Genomic DNA, 19,803 nt, shown 5'->3' on the forward strand with positions numbered 1-19,803 from the left:
CACTCCTATTCTAGTGTGTGAATAGCATCACTAATTTGTTTGCTTACATTTGAGAGTCCGTCCTTTAAGTCCTTGTTGCTTTTATATTTCTTTTCATTTTTCGGACGAAAGACATCTTTCGTAATGTCTGCAAAATAAGTCTGAGTCGGTGTCCAAATTTGTGATACAGCAGATATTGAAGGCATTAAGATAATATTATTTTTTTCAAGATTTGAATATAAATCTTTAGAAATACCTCCTAATTTATCTACTACATCTTTGCGAGTTGGGACAATTCCTAGTTTTTCATAACGTTTAACAATCATTTTATAGCGTGTTGCAAAATTGATAAAGGCTAGGCTTGCATTTGGAGCTTTGGTATAAGCGCTAATAGCGTAACCATTCACTCCACCCATTGATTTGGTAGGGATTAATGTTGACTTAGTATCTGTCAAATCACCACTTTTTAGCAGCTGAGGCAGAGTTGTCATCACAAGGTTTGCCTTAGCATTTTTCTCGGCTTCTTGCGAAGATTGTCCTTGTGATTCATAATTCTTTTTCAGTTCATCTAAGAAAGTTGAATAAACATCTGGCGTTGACATTGTTGCAAAATAAGTTCCATTCCCTAACTTACTATAAGCACTTGTTTTAATAGTATCATCAATACTTTCTTCATTCATAACAGCAGCTAACTGTTGAATAATTTTTGCTCCTTTTTCAGCTTCGCCCTTAGCAAAGCCAATATCTTTAGTATCTGTGTTCTTTTTACCAAATATATATCCACCATAGGAAAACAGATAACCACTTGAAAAATAAGTGTCATAAAGAGATTCCATATAACCATATTGTGAAGAATTTGCCATATGACGTTCTTTTGAAAACTTAACCAAATCAGACCAAGTTTCAGTCATATCTGGAATACCGTTTTTATTTTTATCCCATCTTTCTTTCCAGTCAGCTGGCAATAAATCTTTTCGATAATACAACATAGAAGATTGGACATTTACAGGAACACCGCAAATGTAGGTCTTTCCATATTTTTGTATTTCAAAAGCAGACCATGCTTTTTCTGATGTCGTTTTGTAGGCATCTAATGTTTTGATAGGCAACGGATAAACATGTTTTTTCTCAACATATTTCATAATCACATCGTTAGCCTGATATAATACATCTGGTCCATAACCATAAGGCCCGTCATTTGCTAAGTCTACATGCTGATCAGTATTGGCATCTACTGCTTTAATTCCTTTATCTGCATATTCCTCATTAAATGCTTTGATTAACTCGCTAAAATAACCTTTGGAAATTGCCGTATCATTTTCTAAGACTTTAATAGTCACATTTTTTTCTAATTTCCCATTAAAAATTCGATTTCCATTAGCAGACTTGTTTTTAGTGGAACGACCACAAGCAATAAGACATAATCCTATAATTGCAAGGATACTTATCTTTCCAATTACTTTTAATTTCATATCATCCTCCTATCTTTTTGATATTCTATAACCATAAGGAACTAGCACATTATGATAACGTACTCCATTTTCAATTAAAGATTGCGAGATATCTTCATCAAGGTTTTGTTCTTGATTGCTGAGATTCAGTTCAACTATTAAGCAAGTGTCATTATATTTTCTCTCAATTACCAGAATCGCCCCTTTAAAGAAAATTCGAACTTCACCTTCTTGCACAATTTTTTCTTTCTTTAAAGCAATTAATTCTTTTATTTTTGCCATTATTTGCAAATCCCAATGCTCCATATTCCAATCAAAGGTACGTCTTGAGTCAGGATCATAACCTCCCTCCATGCAAATTTCAGTTCCGTAATAAAGACAAGGCACTCCCGGAAACATAAACATTAAAGCTAGAGCGGCTAATAATTTTTCTTTTGAACACCCTACTTGTGTAAAAATTCTATGTACGTCATGCGAATCTAATAAATTCAAATTCATTTGGTTTACTTGGCTTACATTTCTCATTAAAATATGATTTAATTGTTCTGCCATATCCTGAGCAGAATAACGATTAAAAGCAAAGCAATCCAGACAAGCCTTTGTGAAAGCATAATTCATGATACTATCATACTGATCCCCCATAAGATAGGGATAAGCATCATGCCAATTTTCACCAATCAATACACAATCTACTTTTTGCTGTTTGATTGCCAAACGGAATTGGCGCCAAAATTGGTGAGAAACTTCATCAGATACATCTAAACGCCAACCATCTATGTCAAATTCTCGCACCCAATAAAGTCCAATTTGAATTAAATGTTTTTGAACTTCCGGATTTGAAGTATTCCATTTTGGCATATAATAACAAGCAGCAAAGCTTTCGTAATTTTGTTCCTTTATATCAGGAAAATCACCTTGTATAAGAAACCAACTGTAATATTTTGACTCCTTTCCTTTTCGGATTACATCCATAAATTCTTTAGACCTATAACTGCAATGATTAAAGACTGCATCTAAAATCACTCTCATGCCTTTTTGGTGAGCTACCTCAATTAATTGTTTCAAATCTTTCTTAGAGCCAAATTGCTCATCAATCGTATAGTAATCAATAATATCGTATTTATGATTAGACGGAGAAGTAAAAATAGGACTCAAATAGATTGCATTAATCCCTAAGTCGGATAAATAGTCTAATTTTGCAAGAATCCCTTGCAAATCTCCTCCCGCAAAATTTGTCGGTGTAGGCTTCTCTCCCCAATTCATCGTTATATAAGATTGATTTTTTTGCTCATTCCCTTTACAAAACCGATCCACAAAAATTTGATAAAATACTGCTTCTTTCATCCATGGAACACAAGGAAATAAATCCGCTTGATTTATATATGGCATTTGAAAGAAATTATAAAAAGCATTTGAAAAATCATAATCTTGTGTGACTCCATCTTCACTAAAGTAATATAGTTCATTTTCTTTTTCTAGTCGAAAAATATAGGCGAATCGTGTATCATCTAAGTGTAATTTAACTTCAAAATAAACGAATAGTTTATCTTCATAGCAAATAAAAATTTCCTTTTCTTTTCGCTTTGTCTGGTAATCATATTTCATTCCATATAAAAGAAATACTTTTACATCTCGATCTTCTTTAGCTAGTCGAAAACGGATGACAAGTTCATTTTCATTAATAGCAAAGCAATATCTTGAATCAGGTATGTGTAATATGCCTGCTTCATTCATCCTCAATCTCCCTTCTTTTTTATCAGTTGACTTTTACTTTCTTTTTTTATATAACAAGAATATGAAAAATAAAGTAACTATAAAAGATATTGCTCGAGAAGCAGGTGTATCTGTTGCAACTGTATCCTATGTTATCAACAATCGCGAAGATCAAAAAATTAGCGATAAAACTAAAAATAAAATATGGCAAATTATCAATCTTTTAGATTATACTCCTAATCAAGCAGCTAAATCTCTTATCACAAAGAAATTACAAACAGTAGCAATCTACTGTCAGCAATCTTCATCATTAATCAAAAATGCTGAGCAATTTTACTTTATAAATCAGTTCTCAAAGTTTCTCCACTCTAAACAATACAATTTATTTTATTTAAATGAGCAGTGTATTGAAAAATACGATAATGTAGATGCTGTTATTACATTAGATATAGATAACGAAACTTTCTATAAAATTGGAAATATCAATTTTTCCCCTCTAATTGCCTTAGATAGTTTCATTGATAATCCTGTATTTTTTCAGATAAATACAGATTACTCTCGCATCCATCGTACAGCTCAAACTTACTTTAATAATGAGCCTTTTACCTTACTTACTCTCCCTATACGAAACGAAGAACGGTTAACAAAAATTCAGAATACTTTTAAAGATATTTTTATTTTCACTGAAAATACGATTGATTTAGAATATTTTGCAGCTAAAAATATTTTAGTGATTGATGAAAGTATCCATCAACTCACGTCTAATCTTAAAAAGAAACTTTACCTACCAAATATATTTGAAGAAAAATTTCAACATTTATTTCAAAGCATTGAATGGGCTATACAACGTAAGAAAATTCAAAATCATGATATTCTGGTTTAAATCTATATCTGATCGTATAATGAGTGGACTTTCTCACTCATTTTTTTGTATAGTCCCAAAAAATTGTATCAAAAGGATTCATGTTGAAAGCCTCCTTTTTTAGTTCAGTGTATTTTTCGTTTTTCGTATCATAAGTATCCTCAGCTGGATGTGTCACTAAAGTAAAGGTATAAGTCCCTGGTTTGACAACTTTTATATTAGCACGTTTACTTGAAACTTCACCTATACCTCCTGAGTTCTCGAAATAACTAACACCATCTTTTTTAGTTGTTTGAAGATAACCAAATCCTCTTTGATTTTCCCATTTATTATTAATGGCAAATTGAAATTCATCTCCTGCTTCTAAATCAACAGTAATTTTATAAATATTACTATTTGCTTGCTCCTCTTTTTTCATCTTGTGTGTATCATTTACTACCGCACCCCAATTAGATGTTTTTAATGTCGGACTTTTCCCTTTGCCCAGAATAATAAACTCTCTCTTATCTGCTTTATAGGTTGAAAAACCTGCATACAAGGATAACACTGATTTCACCTCCATTTTATCCGTAAATTTTCGCGAATAATCTGGTTTTACATACCAACCTTCAAAATTCTTTCCCTGCTTTTCAGGCTTAAACTTCAAAATATCTTTAATAGAATTAACTTTTTCATTTTTTAATAAAGTTTTCCCATCTGTATCATAGTAATTAACTTTTATCTCCTTACGGTTTGTCTCACTTGTATTCGTTACAGATGAGTTCTTTGTGGTTTGTCCACAAGCCATTAGACTAAAACAGCTTCCTGCTAACACTAAATAAGAAAAGACTTTTTTCATTGTAAAACTCCTTTGAGAAAATTAATTTTTAACTTAAACGTTTAAGTCGATTTTACTGCAACCGCTCCCATTTGTCAACTATTTATTGTTAATTTTTTTCATACACATCAACTTCTCTTTTAAAATTATCAATCACTCAAGTCGTTGAATTTTGCCTGTCATAATAATTTTTAAAGCTAAACAGTTTCCTTTAGATTCATATTGAGTCACAAAAGATATTCAAATAGATAAAAATCCCAGAAATAGTAAAAAAGCTTAAAAGCAAGTTATCAAAAACGTTGATTTTAAGCTTTTCTGTTATTAATGACTGAACTTTGATTAGGAACTGTATTTTTCTCATTTTTTAATCACATCAAGATAAATTTCAGCTTCAATATCCTAATATTTTTAAATATTTTAATCGGAAATTTCTATTCCTAAAATGGCAATTCCTCTTCTTCTAGAACCAAATCTGCCAAGTCTGCACCTGTATTATTCTCACGAAGAGCTCGTTGGGCACGACTTTCTAATAACTGGAAGCCGTTGCAAAGCACTTCTGTTACATAATGTGTCACACCGTCTTTCTCATAACGACGGGTACGAAGTTCTCCATCAAGAGAAATTAAGCTTCCTTTTGTTGCATAACTTGCTAAAGTTTCGGCTAATTTGCCCCAAACAATGACGTTTACAAAATCCGCTTCTCGCTCGCCATTTTGTCCTTTATATCGGCGATTAACAGCAAGCGTTGCACGCGCCACAGATTTATCATTAGCTGTTTTATTTAACTCTGGTGTATTAACCAAGCGACCAATTAAAATTACTTTATTATACATTTTCTTTTCCTCCTAACTATTTATTCGTAAGAAAAAAGAAAAAATCGTGAAAATCCACGATTAATTTGTACTTATTCTTGCCAATGTTTGATTGGATCAAAAGCTGTTCCTACTACTTCTGAGCTTGCTAATTCAATAATTCCGCGCTTTTGTGGGGCATTTGGCAGTTGCAACTCACGAGGACTGCACATCATACCAAAACTCTTTTCTCCACGCAGCTCACTAGGAAAAATCAAGTTTCCCTTTGGCATCATAGCACCCGGAAGCACCACAATCGTCTTGAGACCTACTTTAGCATTAGGCGCACCGGCTACGATTTGAACCACTTTATCTGCTGCTACTTTTACTTGACAAATATTAAGGTGGTCACTATCTGGATGAGCTACCATTTCCACAATTTCACCAACTACAAATTTCGGCTCAAGGTCATTGACCAATTCTGGTTCAAAACCTGCTTGGCTCAATTCTTGATTCAGAATTGAAATTTCTTCATCTGTCAGAAAAACTTGCCCACGTTCGGTAATATTAAAAAGATTAGAAACCTGAAAAATATTCCAAGCAACTGTTTCTCCATTGTCCAAACGATAAATACGCGCTACGTTTCCCTTGCGCTCAGCAGCTAACTTAACTCCTTGACCGTCTGCAACAATCACCATCAGCACGTCTCCAACGTGCTCTTTATTATATGTAAAAATCATTATTTCTCCTATATGTTCAGTTTAACTGGGCTAAAAATTCATTGATTTGCGTCTTCGTTTTTCGCTCGCGATTAACAAAACGACCAATTTCTTGTCCATTTTCTAGGACTACTAGGCTAGGAATCCCATACACATCCCACTTTTTGGCAACTTCCATATAATCGTCACGATTGACCTCAACAAAGGTAAAATCAGGATTTTCTGCTTCAATCTCAGGCAAAAAAGGTTTAATAAAACGACAATCTCCACACCACTCGGCTGTGAAAAAGAACACAATCTTTCCTTCGCGTTTCACAAATGATGCCAATTCTTCTATATTTTCTGGAATAATCATTGTTCTTCCTCATAGGTCAATTCACCGTTTTCATACACAAATGTGATGTGTCGATTATCTTCATACACCACACCACCAACCAATCGATGCTCATCTGACTTGTATAATTGCACATATAGTGTGGCAATATCGCCTAGATCAGACAAACTTTTCCGAATTTCAGCAACTAATTGCTCACGCCACTCAGCTTCTTTTCGTTCGTCCAACGTTTTTTTAGTCGCATAAGCTGCAATCCCTACTCCCGCAAGTGCAGCCGTTGTTAATAGAATCTTTTTAGCTTTCATGACAATATTTTAACACAAAAGATAAATTGGGACAAATCGAAACACTACTGTTTTTTATCTTTGAATGCTACCCAACTATGATAGAAAATGATAAAATAAGAACAGAAAGAAGGTTAATGATGTCAGAATTATTTTCAAAAATCAAAGAAGTAACAGAAATTGCTGCCGTTTCAGGGCATGAAGCGCCTGTTCGCAATTATTTGCGTAAAAAAATCACTCCTCATGTAGACGAAGTCATAACCGACGGCTTAGGTGGTATTTTCGGAGTAAAACATTCAGAAGCTACTAATGCACCACGTGTCTTGGTAGCTGCCCACATGGATGAAGTTGGCTTCATGGTGAGTGAAATCAAACCCGACGGAACGTTTCGTGTGGTACAAATTGGTGGCTGGAATCCACTCGTCGTTAGCAGTCAACGGTTTAAATTATCTAATCGTACAGGAGATGAAATTCCTGTTATTTCAGGATCTGTTCCTCCACATTTGACTCGTGGAACAGGTGGACCAAGTCTACCAAGGATTGAAGATATTGTTTTTGACGGTGGATTTGCTGATAAAGCAGAAGCTGAAAGCTACGGCATTCGTCCAGGCGATACGATTGTACCAGACAGCTCTGCTATTCTCACAGCTAATGGGAAAAACGTTATCTCAAAAGCTTGGGACAATCGTTACGGTGTCCTCATGGTGAGTGAACTGGTTCAAGCTCTGGCTGGACAAAAGCTTAACAACGAACTTTATGTTGGAGCCAATGTCCAAGAAGAAGTCGGATTGCGTGGAGCCCATGTTTCAACGACTAAGTTTGACCCAGAAGTTTTCTTGGCAGTAGACTGTTCGCCTGCTGGCGACATTTACGGAGATCAAGGAGCTATCGGAGAAGGGACTCTGATTCGTTTCTTTGACCCAGGTCACCTCATGTTGCCAAATATGAAAGATTTCCTTCTAACAACGGCAGAAGAAGCAGGCATCAAGTATCAATACTACTGTGGCAAAGGCGGAACCGATGCAGGCGCTGCTCATCTCAAAAACGGTGGTGTGCCTTCTACAACTATTGGTGTTTGTGCACGTTACATTCATTCTCATCAAACACTCTACGCAATGGACGACTTTCTACAAGCTCAAGCTTTCTTACAAGCTCTTGTTAAGAAATTGGATCGTTCAACCGTTGATTTGATAAAAAACTATTAAAAAATGCATATTTGAAAAGGCTGTAGACAGTGATGTCTCAGCCTTTTTCTGCTCTCGTTTTTTCACTTATTGTTTAATCCCATTAACTTACGTAATTCGGGGATTCGTTGCAACTGTGGGACAATGAGCATTGTCACAAATACTCGTAAAGGAATTTCAAAAACAGACCATGCCCTAGTAGCGTATAGTGCAACAAAGGGTACTCCATATTGTAAATGGAGAGCTAAGGGCGTTAAGGTAAAGGTCCCCACTCCCATAACAGCGACAGTTGCTAGTGTCACCCAAAGCCAGTCTTTCTTCCGTTCAAATCGTAATTCTTTGCCATAAAAGAAATAACCATAGAGAATACCTTGCAAGGCTTCAATCAATGTAAACCAGATAATGAATGGTTGCCCCTGACTCAAAAAGAAAAAGGAAAGCATATCATATACGGCAGAAACCAGACCAGATAAAATCGGACCAGCGACACTTCCCATAAGGGTATAACCAATGAAAGCTGGGCTCAGCTTCAACAAACGAGGGATGACAAAGATTGAAAACCTCTCTAAGACAAAGCAGAGAGCTACAATCATAGAAAGGGCAACTAAAAGTTGCACCGACAACTTAGGCGAGTTTTTTCTCATATTCGCTCCTTTTCTTTCGGGAGCTGTCAAAATGACAGCGGATGCAATGGTCTACCGCACAAATGTTTCGTTGTATGGCAACATCCCATCCATACACACTTAACGCAGACCACTTACTCTGTGCAAACGAATTGCTCTTTTATTCTATCACATTTGAACTATTTAGAAAACCCCCTTTTACCTATCGCTCATTAGATATTTTCTCACATCTGCAAGGAAATAGAGAGAGCCTGTGATGAGCAGTAGCTCTTTCTCTCCATGTTTGACTTTTTTGTATTGCTCCAAATAAGGCAACCACTCTACATATTTTAACTTTTCACGCTTTGCCAAACCTTGCATTTCTTCTGTTGAAAAACTCTTCGAATCTTCAAATGTAGTGAGAAATAACTGAGATTTGGAAACAGTTTTTAACAAAGCAACCATTTCATCCAACGCCTTAGTTTGAATACATGTAAATAAAATCGTTTTTTGATAATCTGGAAAATAGCTTTCTAAGGAAGCAATCAGGGCTTTCATTGCATGAGGATTGTGTGCACCATCTAGCAAAATCAATGGTGCATTTGAAATTTTCTCCAAGCGAGCAGGCCAATACGTTCTTTTTAATGCCCGTCTTACCTCATTTTCACTCAACAATGGTAAACCTTTCAAGTAGCAATATTGATCGCATAATTCAAGTGCAAGTCCTGCATTCTCAACTTGATGAACGCCCAAAAGAACACTTTGATAGTCTTCTTTCTGCCGAAATGCATTTGAAAAACGAAATTTTTCTCCTTCTGCCAAGCGTTGCACAGACTCTACCTGATAATCTTTCCCATAGCGGACATGAGAAGCCTGACGTTGCTGAGCAATAGTGTGAATAACTGCCAGTGCTTCTGAAGAAATCTTGCCTGTCACTACTGGTACCCTCTCTTTGATAATACCTGCCTTTTGCACTGCAATGTCTGCCAGTGTGGTACCTAAAATAGCCATGTGATCTAGTCCGATTGTCGTAATAGCTGTCAAATCCGGTCGACACACATTAGTACTGTCCAATAAACCACCCAGACCTACTTCCATTATGACCACATCTACCTCTTGCTGGCAGAAATAATCATAAGCCAACGCCGTGATAATCTCAAACTCTGTTATTGCCTGCAATACCGTATCATCTACCTGCTTTTTTAATAACTCTTGATAAGATTGCAACAAAGAATAAAAGTCTTCGTCTGAAATAGGTAAACCATTGATTGCAATTTGCTCATTATAGTTAAGAAGATAAGGCGATGTAAACGTTCCAATACACAACTTCTTTACTTGCAATAGCTGACGTAAATGCGCAATCGTTGATCCTTTTCCATTGGTACCTGCAATGTGAATGACCGAGATTTGTAAATGCGGATTACCTCGCAATGCTAATAGTCGTCTCACTCGTTCTAAGCCTAAATGCGGCTCTTTTGTTTGGTGTTGGTGCAACCATTCTAACTGTTCTTCCTTTTGTATCATTGTCCTTCTCATCCAATCTATAATGCTCTCATTTTATCATAGAAGTGAGATTTCTACAAAAGGAATTTACCAAAAAATGAGCAAGAAAAGAAGAGAAAAGCTATTGCGCAACAAATGACTGAAAATGGAGAACTCCAAACGAGGAAGTGGCTTGGGAATAAAGAGCGAAAACAGAAATCCTAAGCCCGTATAAACGATAAAACAACTGATATCAGCTGGATTTCGTAAAAGGATAAAAAACAAACTCCCTATCACAAAACTCATTCTTGCTTGATCTTTTGAAACAAAAAGATGAATAATAAATGACCGTACTTCAGGCACCAGAGCTATCACATCAACACCCAGCAAAAAAAGAGAGGAGTGGATGAACAGGCTCATAAATAATTGTTGACTTTCTGAAACAGCAGCCGTCCCTTCTAAAATCATCAGATAAACTCCTATAGCATTGATAAATACCATCATGAGATAGGATAATCGCAGGAGAGGCCAGTAACGAGCCGTTAAGATTTCTGATTTAAAATCTGTTAACTCTCTGGAAAAATAGCGAAAATAAAGCAAGCCACAAGAAAATAGAATGAACAAAAATACAAAACTTGACTGCTGAAAGGTCAATGATTTGGACAATGGCGTCGTCAGCAATACCAAAGCAATCTGTGTCAGAACGATTAGCAAACTCATTTGAAGAATATTTTTTATCTTTCTCATTTCAACTCCTTTTTCTACCTTTTTAGTATAAAATATTTCAAAGGTTTCCTCAGAAGATGCCCTAAAAATTTATTTTTTATCTTCAAATAGTAAAAAATGAAAGCAAAGTAAAACACATTTCCCTCAACAGTCCTTCTTTGTCCCACGCCAACAAGTCGACGCAAAGTATCAACTCAAAAAAACAGGCAAAATCTCTTTCGGATTGTCTCCAATTAAGATTTTTCCTGTTTTTTGAATGATAATTTAGATCTTGTTTTAGACCTATTTATTCATTTTTCTTCGTTAAGATTGCAAGTGTTTCAAGAAGGTTGTCAACATGCACTTCAATGGTATCACCTGTCGCTTTGATTTTGACTTCAACGATGCGGTCAGCTGCTTTTTTCCCGATCGTCACACGGATTGGTAGGCCAATCAAGTCACTATCGCTGAATTTCACACCTGCGCGTTCATTGCGGTCATCTGTCAAAACTTCGTAGCCAGCTTTGAGCAGCTTTGCTTCTAGTTGTTCTGTCAATGAAAGAGCTTCCTCGTCTTTGACATTTACAGGGATTAGATGCACATCAAACGGTGCCAATTCTTTTGGAAAATTGATTCCCCAAGCATAGCGATAGTCTCCCTTTGGCGTTTTATTGACAAAGAGGCGTGCATGTTGCTCCATAACAGCTGATAAGAGGCGACTGACACCAATACCATAGCAGCCCATTACGACAGGAACTGCACGACCATTTTCATCTAAAACAGTCGCATTCATACTTTCTGAATAACGAGTTCCTAATTTAAAAATATGTCCAATTTCAATGCCACGTGCAAATTTCAAGACGCCTTGTCCGTCTGGTGAAATTTCTCCTTCACGCACCTCGCGAATATCTACATATTCTGCTGTGAAGTCTCGCCCTGGATTGACACCGGTCAAATGATAACCGTCTTCATTGGCACCAACCACCGCATTTCGAACGTCCTCTACTTTGCGATCAGCGATAATTTGAACATCTTCTGGAAGATGAACAGGTCCAAGAGAACCAAAGTTTGCTCCAAATAATTCACGAACTTCTTTTTCACTTGCTGGTTCAAAAAAATCAGCACCTAAATAATTTTTCAGCTTGACTTCATTCAGTTGATCATTCCCAACAAGAAGCGCTACAATCGGTTTCTCATCAGCAATATAAACCAACGTTTTAATTGTTTGGCTTTCATCAACATGAAGAAAAGCAGCGACTTCATCAATTGACTTGCAATCTGGGGTCTCTATACGAGTCAATTCCTCTTTTGCCACGACACGATTGCTTGGTTTGTATTCATTCGTTGCCATTTCCAAATTTGCAGCATAGTTTGACTCGCTTGAATACACAACAGTATCTTCACCAGACACCAACCAACTTGTCAATTCAGCTTTAATGGCTTCTTGCACATCAGCTGGAATTTCATCAAAGCTAGCGACTGACTTGTCCAAGACAACCCAACGGCTGAGGTCTGTCCGTTCAGGTGTAATGGCCATAAATTCTTGACTATCCTTTCCACCCATGGCACCACCGTCACCGATAATACCTTTAAATTCAATCTCACTACGAATAAAAATATTTTCATAAGCCGTCTTGTATTCATCATAAGTCACGTCTAGGCTATCGTAATTGGCATGGAAGCTATAACCGTCTTTCATGATAAACTCACGTGTCCGCAATAAGCCATTTCGAGGACGCTTTTCATCACGGTATTTAGCCTGAATCTGATAAAGATTAAGCGGTAATTGCTTATAAGATTTTACAGAATCCCGTACAATTGCGGTGAATGTTTCTTCATGAGTGGGCCCTAAGATAAAATCTGAACCTTCGCGATTTTTTAATTTATAAAGATCTTCACCGTAGGTATCATAACGACCTGATTCACGCCAAAGGTCGGCACTAAGGAGGGCTGGAGCTAACATTTCGACCGCACCGATTTTTTCAAATTCTTCTCGCATGATTTTTTTTACTTTTTCAATCACGCGATTAGCCAATGGTAAGTAAGAGTAAACACCTGCTGAAATTTGGCGGACATAGCCCGCACGCAGCATAAGTGCATGGCTGATGACTTGTGCATCACTAGGCATTTCACGTAGTGTTGGGATTAACATTTTACTTTGTTTCATAAATTCTTCCTTTTATTTATTATTTAGAATTCACCTTTTAAAAGAAGGTTCTCATAATATCATTCCAGGTCACCACAATCATTAGGAGTACCATAACAGCGACACCTGCCAACGTGACATAGGTTTCTGTTTCCTGTTTCAATGGCTTGCGACGAATGGCTTCAAGAAGATTGAGCACAATCTTTCCACCGTCAAGCGCTGGGATAGGAATGAGATTAAAAATACCAATATTTAGAGATAGCATAGCTAATAAAGCGATAACACTTTCAATTCCGCCTTTAGCAGCGTCACTACTGGCTTTGTAAATCGCCACAGGACCGCCTAGTTTATTGATGTCTGGGTGGAAAATTAAATTTTTTAAAGCGTCAAAGATGCGGAAACTAGCGTTCCAAGCCATGCTAAACCCACCCGCGATCATAGACGGAAAATCTGATTTCAAGCCCGGCATCACTCCTAATAGATATCTTCCTTGCTCTTTTTTAGGCTTAACTGTCAGCTCTTGAACTTTATTTCCGCTTTTAACAGTCACATTTAGTTCTGACTGCCCTTTACTGTTTTTCGTCTCAGACTGAACAGCTTGGGTCAAATCCGACCAATTCTTGATTTCTGCTTGACCAACTTTTAAAATCTGGTTGTTATTTTTTACACCAGCTTGTGCCAAGGCACCGTCCTGTAAGACACGAATATGATTTGTATTGGGATTGGCAACGCCACCCTGCATGAAAATCAACAACAGAAAAGCTACAATCCCCAAAATGAAATTGTTCATCGGTCCTGCAAAGTTGGTAATGAGGCGCCCGCCTAAACTAGCATTTTGATACTGCACATCAAGCGGAGCAATCCGAACCTCTGTGCCGTCTTCTTCTACGATTGTTGCGTCATGGTCAACCGCATAGGTCTTTTGTTCATCTAGTACCAAACCAGTGATTTCCAGCTTGTCTTCCAAATCAAAGCCCGTCACATTCATCGGCAAAGCGGTTTGATCAATTTTCTTGCCCGAAAGGTTGATTCGGACGACCTTACCTGCTTCATTTAAAGTCAAACTAGCAGGTGTTCCGGTTTTAATCTCGGTCGAATCTTCGCCCCAACCAGCCATACGAACATAGCCACCCAGCGGTAACATCCGAATGGTATACGCCGTACCGTCTTTTCCGATATGAGCAAAAATTTTCGGGCCCATTCCAATAGCAAACTCCCGCACCAAAATGCCCGATTTTTTCGCAAAATAGAAATGTCCAAACTCATGAACAACTACAATAATTCCAAAAACAATGATAAAGGTGATAATTCCTATAATACCAGACTGCATTACACCAACCTTTCTACTTTCTGACATGATCATCTTACTGAATTGCACCCAGCAAATCAAGATTACTTCACTCGGCTTAAGATTTCCTTATAAAGTTCATTCACAAAGAGGCTGGAAGGAACGTTTCCCAGACTCTTACAATAATTATTTTTACAACAAAACGCAGTAATGAGAAACTCTGTTGACTTTAGTCAATTTAGAGTTCCTATGCACAATTGATTAGGTACTTTAGTGCCAATCAATCACTGTCGAGTGGTAGTTCTAATCCCTTACTAGGGAAAGAACAACAACTATCCTAGTCAACTGTGCAGAGGGGAGTAACAAAATAAACTTCTTGCGAAATATTGATTTTTTATCTCATCTTCTCAGATTTCATTTTTCTGTGAGTGATTACAAAACAATCACGTTAGTCTGTCCCACTTCATTTTACCATTCTCATTAGAACAATCCAAAGAAATGCATCAAGGGAAAGACAAACAGCATGCTGTCAAAACGATCTAACACACCACCATGTCCGGGTATAAATTTACCAGAATCTTTGACTCCAAAATGGCGCTTAATTGCACTTTCTACCAAGTCCCCAAACTGACCTGCAATACTAAAGAATACTGTGGAAAGAAGCATGACAAACATATGATGAGGTGCGGCAACGTTTCTATCAAACAACATAAAAATAAATGTTACAAGGACTGCTGAAGCAATGCCTCCTAGGCTGCCCTCAACAGTTTTATTTGGTGAAACATGAGGAGCTAAGCGACGTACGCCATATCTCCGTCCGACCAAGTAAGCTCCGCTATCCGTTGCCCAGACGATAAACAAGGCTAAGAGCACTTTGTCAAAACCAGCCACCCGTGCATCTAGCAAAGCATTGAAGCCAATTCCCACGTAAAAACTCGCAGCGATTGGATAAGCCGCATCTTCAAAACTGTAATTTTTCCCTAGAACAGTTGAGCCTAATAGAAGAAAAACAACTAAACTATAGGCCACAACATTTCCGTCTACCGACAAAAATTTCAAATAGTTTTCGAGTGGAATCGTCAGCACAAAACCTGCTAACATAGCTAAGACACCTTCTAGTGTGGTACTTCTCAGCCCTTTCATTTGTAGCAATTCATGAACACCCAACATGGCTAGAAGCCCCATTCCAATTTGCAGAAGAGCGCCTCCTATCATCAAAACTGGAATGAAGATAGCAAGTGCCACTCCGCCAAAAATAACACGTCTTTGTAAATCCTTATCCATAAATTCTCCTACACGCCGCCAAATCGACGATTTCGTTTACTATATTCTTCAATAGCTGCTTTCAAAGCTTTCTCATCAAAATCCGGCCATAAAATGTCTGTAAAATACAGCTCACTATATGCACTTTGCCAAGGTAAGAAATTACTCAAACGCAATTCTCCGCTCGTTCGAATGACCAAATCCGGATTGCGCAATAATCGAGGTAGACTGCTGGTTTGTAGATAATTGGCAATCATCTCTTCATCAATCTCGCCCGGACTGAACTTGGCATCTAACACATCTTGAGCAATCATTTTAACTGCCTGAACAATCTCAGCACGACCACCATAATTCAAGGCAAAATTCAGAATCAAGCCTGTGTTGAGTCGCGTTAATTCTTCTGCTTTGCAAAGCGCATCATACGTTGTCTTAGGCAGCCGCTCTGTATCTCCAATCATTTGAATTTTTACGTTATTTCTATGCAACTCAGGCACATAACGGTCGTAAAATTCAACCGGCAAGTTCATGATAAAGCTGACTTCTTTTTCAGGACGCGACCAATTTTCTGTGGAGAACGCGTAGACTGTCAATACTTGGACACCCAACTCTTTAGCTGCAATGGTAACATTTTGCAAAGTTTCCATTCCAGACTTATGCCCGAAAACGCGCGGCTGCATTCTCTTTTTAGCCCAACGACCATTCCCGTCCATAATAATACCGATATGTTTTGGTATTTGTAACGGAACTTCAATTTTTTCTTTTTTCTTAAAACTAAACATCTGCTTGTTTTCCTAATAAAGTTTTACATTTCATTATATCATAAATCCTCTAAAAATGGGATTTATGATAAATTTCAGATAAAAAAGAAGCCGAAACATAGAAATTTTTGGCTCCAATTTCTTTTTCACATTATTTTACGATAAAATTAAATGCTTTATCTTTTTAAAATTCCTATTCTGCTAAGGGAATATTTGTTACTTGGTTGGGCTTTGGCATCAAAATAGCTAATTGGCGACGTCAAAGTAGAAAAAGAATTATTCTTATAAATTGTAAAAGAAACCTTTCAAGCAAAAATAAAAGAACTGGAGAAACTCCAATCCCTTTTTTAGCTTAAAACACTACTATTCTTCTTCAATAGCTGTATCTTCTGACATATCAACACTTCCGTCTGCACCAGCAACTGCTGTGATTCCCTCTGTGAGAGGCAATACGGTCTTAATAGCTGTTAATTCAAATGTCAAGTAAACACCATCTACATCGAGAACAACCGTTTTCTTTTCAGTATCAACTTCATCAACCGTACCATACAAGCCACCAATCGTAATGACTTCATATCCTTTTTGTAGTTTGTTCAAGCTTTCCATCCGTTTGTCTGCTTGTTTCTTTTGAGAACGTTGCATGAAGAACATCAAGCCCATCATCACAACCAACATGATTAAAATTGAAAAACCGTTACCCATTTTCATTTTAGTCTCCTTTAGATTTCATATATTATCTACTATAGCAGATTCCTAAAGAATTTACAAGGAAGAGCTGAAATTTCTAAAAGGATTCCTCCTTAAGTCTGACTAGCAGCGAATTCTTTTGACAGTATGCTCTGCTTTTTCCAAAAAGCGTAAAAAGTCCGCATAAGCGATATTGAGCGTTGTTGTATTGACAAAAGGATGAAAACCCACGGTCAAGTTCGGATCAACCTCCTCGTCCACAATCAGTTGGACTTTCTTTTCCTTATCAAAAAGCAGCCCAAAGGGTGTAACCGCACCTGGCTCTACCTGTAAAAGCTCCTCCAGCTCCTTATCATTGGCAAATGATAATCGTTTTTCATCAAGGATTTCTGCCAAATGCTTGATATCTGCCGTTTTTTCGTCCCGCAAAATGACCAAATAAAATTGACGTCCCTTTTTATTTTTCAAAAGGAGATTTTTGACCTGTTGCCCCGGTAAGACAATTCCTTTTTCAGCTGCCTCAATAACGGAAGAAATTGGTTCATGATCCAGACGATCATAAGAAATTTTCAATTCATCCAACAGCTGATAAATCATACTTTCCTTTGTCATCTTCACACCTCCGAGATAAAATTTCCTATTTTCATTATAGCATTTCTAGTTAGAAAAACCGAAGCAAAGCAAGCCTCGGTTCTTCTTGATAGTTACTATTTCAAATTTTTCACAACTTCTACGACATGAGCAACGGTGAAGCCATATTCTTCCATTACCTTAGCAGCTGGGGCAGAAGCACCGAATTTGTCAATACCGATAACAGCTCCGTCAAGTCCGACATATTTATACCAAGACTGGGTTGCAGCCATTTCGATAGCAACACGGCGACGAACTGCATTTGGTAAAATTTCTTCTTTGTAAGCAGCGTCTTGTGCATCAAAGATGTCTGTTGATGGTACGCTGACAACACGAACCTTTTCTCCTTGTACTTCCAACTCTTTAGCAGTTGCAACAGCTAAGTTAACTTCAGAACCAGATGCCAGAAGAATTGTATCAAAACCATTTGCTGTTTCATATACAACATAAGCTCCTTTCGCCACCTTGTCAAAGTCAGTTCTAGCTTCAACTGTCAAGTTTTGACGTGTGAGAACCAAAGCTGTTGGAGTTGTTTGACTCTTGAGTGCCAAGTACCAAGCAGCCTGTGTTTCACGTGCATCTGCTGGGCGCAAGACATTGAGGTTTGGAATTGCACGAAGACCTGCTAAGTGCTCAATTGGTTCATGAGTTGGACCATCCTCACCAACTGCAATTGAGTCATGCGTAAAGACATAAGTCACAGGTAAGCCTTGAAGGGCTGATAAGCGAACAGCCGCTTTAACATAGTCTGAGAAGACAAAGAACGTACCGCCATAAACACGAAGTCCTCCGTGAAGCGCCATACCATTCAAAATAGTACCCATAGCAAATTCACGCACACCAAATTGAATATTGCGGTTAAGACGGTGGGCATCATCTTGCAAGCCATCTTCTTTGATGTAAGTCATATTAGAATGAGCGAGGTCAGCAGAGCCACCAAGGAAAGTTGGGAGAACTTTTGCGGCAGCATTCAAAGCATCTTGGCTAGAATTACGAGTAGCTTGTGAAAGACCTGTTTCTTTTACTGGAAAATCTTCTGGTTTGATCTCAACTGGATCTTTTCCAGCAATAATGGCAGAAACTTCATCAGCTAAGTCAGGATAGGCTTGTTTGTATTCTTCAACGAGTTTTTCCCAAGCATCATAGGCAGCTTTGCCGCGTTCTGCAACATTAACTCGATAATCTTCGTAGACTTCTTCTGGAATTTCAAATGGTGCGTAATCCCAAGTAAGGGCTTTGCGAGTAGCCGCTGCTTCTTCCGCACCAAGAGGCGCTCCATGAACAGCATTTGTCCCTTGTTTATTTGGTGAGCCATAACCAATCACCGTTTTGACTTCAATCAAGGAAGGTTTGCCAGAAACTTTTGCGGTTTCAATCGCCGTATCGATTGCTTCTAAGTCTGTTCCATCTTTGACCAAAGCTGTGTGCCAGCCGTAAGCATTGTAACGGTCACGAACACTTTCTGTAAAGGAATCTTTCGTTTCTCCGTCCAAATTGATGTCGTTTGAATCATAGAGAACGATGAGCTTATCTAGCTTTTGCAGTCCAGCATAAGAAGCCGCTTCAGCAGACACACCTTCCATTAAGTCCCCGTCACCACAGATGACATAGGTATAGTGGTCAAAGATATTATAGCCTTCACGGTTGTACTTAGCAGCTAGGAAACGTTCTGCTTGCGCAAAACCAGTTGCCATCGAAATTCCTTGACCGAGGGGTCCAGTTGTCGCATCTACACCAGCCGTATGTCCAAATTCTGGATGTCCAGGCGTTTTAGAACCCCATTGACGGAAGTGCTTGATTTCGTCCATAGTGACATCTTGAAAACCAGACAAGTGAAGAAGTGCATAGAGCAGCATAGAGCCGTGGCCTGCTGATAAAACAAAACGATCGCGATTGACCCAATTTGGTACTTCTGGATTCACACGCATTTGCTTGGTAAATAAGTCATAAGCCATCGGTGCTGCGCCCATGACAACACCTGGATGCCCAGATTTTGATTTTTCAATAGCATCAATTCCCAAAAAACGAATGGCATTGACAGATAAATTTGACATTGAATTCTCCTTTTATAATACTACCTTTTCAGTAGCAATTATTCTACACTATCA

Annotated in this window: 19 protein-coding genes and 1 riboswitch; of the genes, 2 read left to right on the forward strand and 17 right to left on the reverse strand. The window is 37.9% G+C overall.

Going from position 1 to position 19,803, the window contains the following annotated elements; translation table 11 throughout:
* Positions 1-5: 5 nt before the first annotated feature.
* Positions 6-1,451 carry a sugar ABC transporter substrate-binding protein gene (locus tag HMPREF2876_RS08735; protein WP_070584704.1) on the reverse strand — a complete coding sequence of 482 codons (1,446 nt, stop codon included), beginning with the start codon at positions 1,449-1,451 and terminating at the stop codon, positions 6-8.
* Between the two features lie 9 nt (positions 1,452-1,460).
* Complete coding sequence (locus tag HMPREF2876_RS08740; RefSeq protein ID WP_024052606.1) at positions 1,461-3,164, reverse strand: glycoside hydrolase family 13 protein; 1,704 nt, start codon at positions 3,162-3,164, stop codon at positions 1,461-1,463.
* A 61-nt stretch (positions 3,165-3,225) separates the two neighbouring features.
* Between HMPREF2876_RS08740 and HMPREF2876_RS08745 the strand changes: the two genes are divergently transcribed.
* Positions 3,226-4,026 (forward strand): LacI family DNA-binding transcriptional regulator, encoded by an 801-nt coding sequence (locus HMPREF2876_RS08745; RefSeq protein ID WP_024052605.1) that lies wholly within the window; start codon positions 3,226-3,228, stop codon positions 4,024-4,026.
* Between the two features lie 37 nt (positions 4,027-4,063).
* Here the strand turns inward: HMPREF2876_RS08745 and HMPREF2876_RS08750 are convergent, their stop codons facing one another.
* The 5 genes from HMPREF2876_RS08750 to HMPREF2876_RS08770 form a co-directional block, all read right to left on the reverse strand.
* Complete coding sequence (locus HMPREF2876_RS08750) at positions 4,064-4,843, reverse strand: InlB B-repeat-containing protein (protein ID WP_024052604.1); 780 nt, start codon at positions 4,841-4,843, stop codon at positions 4,064-4,066.
* 416 nt (positions 4,844-5,259) lie between these two features.
* Positions 5,260-5,655, reverse strand: coding sequence for a single-stranded DNA-binding protein (locus tag HMPREF2876_RS08755; protein ID WP_003070740.1), 396 nt, complete (start codon positions 5,653-5,655; stop codon positions 5,260-5,262).
* A 71-nt stretch (positions 5,656-5,726) separates the two neighbouring features.
* Positions 5,727-6,353, reverse strand: coding sequence for a YtpR family tRNA-binding protein (ytpR, locus tag HMPREF2876_RS08760; RefSeq protein ID WP_024052603.1), 627 nt, complete (start codon positions 6,351-6,353; stop codon positions 5,727-5,729).
* Positions 6,354-6,369: 16 nt separating this feature from the next.
* Positions 6,370-6,687 carry a thioredoxin family protein gene (locus HMPREF2876_RS08765; RefSeq protein WP_024052602.1) on the reverse strand — a complete coding sequence of 106 codons (318 nt, stop codon included), beginning with the start codon at positions 6,685-6,687 and terminating at the stop codon, positions 6,370-6,372.
* A complete protein-coding gene (locus tag HMPREF2876_RS08770; RefSeq protein ID WP_024052601.1) occupies positions 6,684-6,971 on the reverse strand; it encodes a DUF4651 domain-containing protein in 288 nt (95 codons plus the stop codon). The genes HMPREF2876_RS08765 and HMPREF2876_RS08770 overlap by 4 nt, the downstream gene beginning before the upstream one ends.
* A gap of 119 nt (positions 6,972-7,090) precedes the next feature.
* Here HMPREF2876_RS08770 and pepA point away from each other — a divergent pair, with 119 nt between their 5' ends.
* Positions 7,091-8,155, forward strand: coding sequence for a glutamyl aminopeptidase (gene pepA / locus HMPREF2876_RS08775; RefSeq protein WP_042754108.1), 1,065 nt, complete (start codon positions 7,091-7,093; stop codon positions 8,153-8,155).
* Positions 8,156-8,217: 62 nt separating this feature from the next.
* Here pepA and HMPREF2876_RS08780 read toward each other — a convergent pair whose 3' ends face one another.
* The 10 genes from HMPREF2876_RS08780 to tkt form a co-directional block, all read right to left on the reverse strand.
* Positions 8,218-8,778, reverse strand: coding sequence for a folate family ECF transporter S component (locus tag HMPREF2876_RS08780; RefSeq protein WP_024052599.1), 561 nt, complete (start codon positions 8,776-8,778; stop codon positions 8,218-8,220).
* A 33-nt stretch (positions 8,779-8,811) separates the two neighbouring features.
* Positions 8,812-8,901: riboswitch (THF riboswitch) on the reverse strand.
* Positions 8,902-8,955: 54 nt separating this feature from the next.
* Complete coding sequence (locus tag HMPREF2876_RS08785) at positions 8,956-10,260, reverse strand: bifunctional folylpolyglutamate synthase/dihydrofolate synthase (protein ID WP_024052598.1); 1,305 nt, start codon at positions 10,258-10,260, stop codon at positions 8,956-8,958.
* 66 nt (positions 10,261-10,326) lie between these two features.
* Positions 10,327-10,965, reverse strand: a complete 639-nt coding sequence (locus HMPREF2876_RS08790) for a hypothetical protein (RefSeq protein ID WP_024052597.1) — start codon at positions 10,963-10,965, stop codon at positions 10,327-10,329.
* Positions 10,966-11,230: 265 nt separating this feature from the next.
* Positions 11,231-13,090, reverse strand: coding sequence for a proline--tRNA ligase (locus HMPREF2876_RS08795; RefSeq protein WP_024052596.1), 1,860 nt, complete (start codon positions 13,088-13,090; stop codon positions 11,231-11,233).
* 37 nt (positions 13,091-13,127) lie between these two features.
* Entirely contained in the window at positions 13,128-14,399 is a 1,272-nt protein-coding gene (locus HMPREF2876_RS08800; protein WP_070241512.1) for a M50 family metallopeptidase, read from the reverse strand.
* Positions 14,400-14,837: 438 nt separating this feature from the next.
* Complete coding sequence (locus HMPREF2876_RS08805) at positions 14,838-15,641, reverse strand: phosphatidate cytidylyltransferase (protein ID WP_024052594.1); 804 nt, start codon at positions 15,639-15,641, stop codon at positions 14,838-14,840.
* Positions 15,642-15,649: 8 nt separating this feature from the next.
* A complete protein-coding gene (locus HMPREF2876_RS08810; RefSeq protein ID WP_024052593.1) occupies positions 15,650-16,399 on the reverse strand; it encodes an isoprenyl transferase in 750 nt (249 codons plus the stop codon).
* Positions 16,400-16,741: 342 nt separating this feature from the next.
* Complete coding sequence (gene yajC / locus HMPREF2876_RS08815) at positions 16,742-17,080, reverse strand: preprotein translocase subunit YajC (protein ID WP_003026971.1); 339 nt, start codon at positions 17,078-17,080, stop codon at positions 16,742-16,744.
* 108 nt (positions 17,081-17,188) lie between these two features.
* A complete protein-coding gene (locus HMPREF2876_RS08820) occupies positions 17,189-17,677 on the reverse strand; it encodes a prolyl-tRNA synthetase associated domain-containing protein (protein WP_070584706.1) in 489 nt (162 codons plus the stop codon).
* A 95-nt stretch (positions 17,678-17,772) separates the two neighbouring features.
* Positions 17,773-19,749: a transketolase gene (gene tkt, locus HMPREF2876_RS08825; protein WP_024052590.1), complete on the reverse strand. Its 1,977-nt coding sequence runs from the start codon at positions 19,747-19,749 to the stop codon at positions 17,773-17,775.
* Positions 19,750-19,803: the final 54 nt, after the last annotated feature.

The organism is Streptococcus sp. HMSC073A12, assembly GCF_001812815.1.
GTDB lineage: Bacteria > Bacillota > Bacilli > Lactobacillales > Streptococcaceae > Streptococcus > Streptococcus vaginalis.

Coding starts and splice junctions, on each gene's coding strand:
- HMPREF2876_RS08735 (WP_070584704.1), bottom strand. CDS start 1,451: ATGAAATTAAAAGTAATTGGAAAGATAAGTATCCTTGCAATTATAGGA.
- HMPREF2876_RS08740 (WP_024052606.1), bottom strand. CDS start 3,164: ATGAATGAAGCAGGCATATTACACATACCTGATTCAAGATATTGCTTT.
- HMPREF2876_RS08745 (WP_024052605.1), top strand. CDS start 3,226: ATGAAAAATAAAGTAACTATAAAAGATATTGCTCGAGAAGCAGGTGTA.
- HMPREF2876_RS08750 (WP_024052604.1), bottom strand. CDS start 4,843: ATGAAAAAAGTCTTTTCTTATTTAGTGTTAGCAGGAAGCTGTTTTAGT.
- HMPREF2876_RS08755 (WP_003070740.1), bottom strand. CDS start 5,655: ATGTATAATAAAGTAATTTTAATTGGTCGCTTGGTTAATACACCAGAG.
- ytpR (WP_024052603.1), bottom strand. CDS start 6,353: ATGATTTTTACATATAATAAAGAGCACGTTGGAGACGTGCTGATGGTG.
- HMPREF2876_RS08765 (WP_024052602.1), bottom strand. CDS start 6,687: ATGATTATTCCAGAAAATATAGAAGAATTGGCATCATTTGTGAAACGC.
- HMPREF2876_RS08770 (WP_024052601.1), bottom strand. CDS start 6,971: ATGAAAGCTAAAAAGATTCTATTAACAACGGCTGCACTTGCGGGAGTA.
- pepA (WP_042754108.1), top strand. CDS start 7,091: ATGTCAGAATTATTTTCAAAAATCAAAGAAGTAACAGAAATTGCTGCC.
- HMPREF2876_RS08780 (WP_024052599.1), bottom strand. CDS start 8,778: ATGAGAAAAAACTCGCCTAAGTTGTCGGTGCAACTTTTAGTTGCCCTT.
- HMPREF2876_RS08785 (WP_024052598.1), bottom strand. CDS start 10,260: ATGATACAAAAGGAAGAACAGTTAGAATGGTTGCACCAACACCAAACA.
- HMPREF2876_RS08790 (WP_024052597.1), bottom strand. CDS start 10,965: ATGAGAAAGATAAAAAATATTCTTCAAATGAGTTTGCTAATCGTTCTG.
- HMPREF2876_RS08795 (WP_024052596.1), bottom strand. CDS start 13,090: ATGAAACAAAGTAAAATGTTAATCCCAACACTACGTGAAATGCCTAGT.
- HMPREF2876_RS08800 (WP_070241512.1), bottom strand. CDS start 14,399: ATGCAGTCTGGTATTATAGGAATTATCACCTTTATCATTGTTTTTGGA.
- HMPREF2876_RS08805 (WP_024052594.1), bottom strand. CDS start 15,641: ATGGATAAGGATTTACAAAGACGTGTTATTTTTGGCGGAGTGGCACTT.
- HMPREF2876_RS08810 (WP_024052593.1), bottom strand. CDS start 16,399: ATGTTTAGTTTTAAGAAAAAAGAAAAAATTGAAGTTCCGTTACAAATA.
- yajC (WP_003026971.1), bottom strand. CDS start 17,080: ATGGGTAACGGTTTTTCAATTTTAATCATGTTGGTTGTGATGATGGGC.
- HMPREF2876_RS08820 (WP_070584706.1), bottom strand. CDS start 17,677: ATGACAAAGGAAAGTATGATTTATCAGCTGTTGGATGAATTGAAAATT.
- tkt (WP_024052590.1), bottom strand. CDS start 19,749: ATGTCAAATTTATCTGTCAATGCCATTCGTTTTTTGGGAATTGATGCT.